General features: G+C 57.6%; 3 protein-coding genes and 1 pseudogene. 1 reads left to right on the top strand and 3 read right to left on the bottom strand.

Features of this window, described 5'->3' with window-relative positions:
• Positions 1-58: 58 nt before the first annotated feature.
• Complete coding sequence (gene tnpB, locus OS035_RS33405) at positions 59-217, bottom strand: IS66 family insertion sequence element accessory protein TnpB (protein ID WP_128412846.1); 159 nt, start codon at positions 215-217, stop codon at positions 59-61.
• Positions 214-624 (bottom strand): IS66-like element accessory protein TnpA, encoded by a 411-nt coding sequence (tnpA, locus tag OS035_RS33400; RefSeq protein ID WP_003551793.1) that lies wholly within the window; start codon positions 622-624, stop codon positions 214-216. The genes tnpB and tnpA overlap by 4 nt, the downstream gene beginning before the upstream one ends.
• A gap of 74 nt (positions 625-698) precedes the next feature.
• Between tnpA and OS035_RS33395 the strand changes: the two are divergent.
• Positions 699-1,162: pseudogene (locus tag OS035_RS33395) on the top strand (ISNCY family transposase); the annotation flags it as partial.
• A gap of 18 nt (positions 1,163-1,180) precedes the next feature.
• On the opposite strand, the gene OS035_RS33390 reads toward OS035_RS33395, so the two are convergent.
• On the bottom strand, positions 1,181-1,887 hold a 707-nt coding region (locus OS035_RS33390; RefSeq protein WP_331815654.1), incomplete at its 5' end, for an acyl-homoserine-lactone synthase.

Raw genomic sequence — 1,887 nt, 5'->3', positions numbered from 1 at the left:
CAGCGGATGCCACGGATAGGCGATCGTCGCGAAACGAAAACCGTATGCAGAATGTCGGTCATTGGCCACCGCGCCCCCGGAACACGAACAGATGGCCGCACATCGGATCGCGCTTCAGCGTCTCCTGCACCATCAGCGACAGACCGGGGAAGCCTTTGCGCATGTCCGTGTGACCGGTCGCCAGCCAGACCTTCACACCACTCGGAACCGGGATCATCTCCGCCCCAGCACGACATCGAGAATGCGGCCCAGTGCGTCCGTGTCGATGTCGCTGTCTACGCGGATACGACGGTCCCGACCGAGTTCAATCGTCACATCGCTGCGCTTCCGGCGGGACTGCGATGGGGTGGGTGGCCCCGAGGGAATAGGCGAGGCTGGAAGCGCGGCCTCGGACACGACCACCGGCACCAACGTGCTCGCTGTTTCCGTCCTCGGCTCCTCGATTTGACAAAGCTCCTTGCGCCAACGGAAGAGCTGGCTGACATGGATACCGGCCGCACGGGCAATCTCGGAAAGCACTGCACCTGGCTCGAGACAGGCTGCAACGAGCCGCTCTTTATCTTCCTGAGACCAGCGCCGTCGGCGCTCGACAGACGTGATCACTTCAACCTGATGCTTCGTCATAGGACTACTCCTAGTGTTTGCACTAGGACTTCCGATGTTCGTCTCAACCTCGCAAGACGGCCCTCACCGGGCGCTTACTCTCGAAGAAGCGCGGCCGTCCGAGCAACCGGCGCCACAGTGAGGGGTTTCGCAAAGCGGCGCTAGACCTGATCCGCGAACGCTATCTCGATTTTGGCCCGACGCTGGCGGCCGAGAAGCTGATCGAACGCCACCGGATTGCCATCAGCGAATCTTCCAACCGCGCGGCCGGCGTGATTGTTTCGGCGAACTCGTTCAGATCAACGGCTCGCTTCATTGGTGGTTCGAGAACCGTGGCCGCAAATGCGCCCTGCTCGTTTATATCGACGATGCCACCGGCAAGCTGTTGCATGTGCGCTTTGCGACTTCAGAGAACACCTTCGACTATCTGCACGCGACGAAGGCTTATTTGCAGCAATGGGGCAAGCCGATCGCGTTCTACAGCGACAAGCATGGCATCTTCCGCAGCACGCATGCCTCGATGACGGACCGGACGAGCGGTCTGACACAATTCGGTCGGGTGAATCAGGCGCACCAGTTAGCCTCTATCAGCCTGCAAGTCGCGCTTCGCCATGAATTCACAGTAATGCAAATGGTGCAAGGTAGCTTCGGGCTTCAGCGGATTTCGAGCCTCCGGCTCGAGCAAGAGGGTGCTTCCTTCGATAGAATAGAGTTGATGATGCTTCCTCAAGCCAGACATGGAAGGCTTTGCCTGGATTGGTACGATTAATACGCCATTGAGCAGCGAAGGCGGACCAAGCTCGGTTACGCTCCAACCGGTTGAGACTAAGAGTTGCACGAGCTTCGGGTGCGTTTCGACGATCACCGAGGTTATGCCGGCAACAAGGCAAAATTCCATCACGCCGGTCATCAAGACATGTGACGCCGATACCCCATTTATTAGAATTTGACCCTCCGCGACAATACATCGGGTCCACTCGAATATCTCGGGCGAACGCGGCCATGCTTGCCCTTTCATGATCTGCGGATAAACATCCGATAAGAGATGAGGTTCAGTCGTCGGGAGCAATCGCGTATATCCCACGACAGTATCTTTGAAGAACAATGCAAGGTGCAGCGCACGGTCGTGATCGAACTGGTCGATTTCCAATCCATCATTTCTACGAAGCGCCTCCCAGCCAAGCCTTTCCACGAATTGCTCGTGCCGAAAGCGCCAAATTTTCTCCATTGCTTGCCCGTGTGATTCGTGGCGACCGACGTAAAATCTTATCATTCTGCCCCCCA

This window comes from Rhizobium sp. 268 (assembly GCF_036571585.1).
GTDB lineage: Bacteria > Pseudomonadota > Alphaproteobacteria > Rhizobiales > Rhizobiaceae > Rhizobium > Rhizobium redzepovicii.
This window is presented reverse-complemented; position numbering and strand designations above follow the sequence as displayed.

Bases quoted from the DNA above. Each gene is read 5' to 3' on its own strand.
- tnpA (WP_003551793.1), bottom strand. From the start codon at position 624: ATGACGAAGCATCAGGTTGAAGTGATCACGTCTGTCGAGCGCCGACGG.
- tnpB (WP_128412846.1), bottom strand. From the start codon at position 217: ATGATCCCGGTTCCGAGTGGTGTGAAGGTCTGGCTGGCGACCGGTCAC.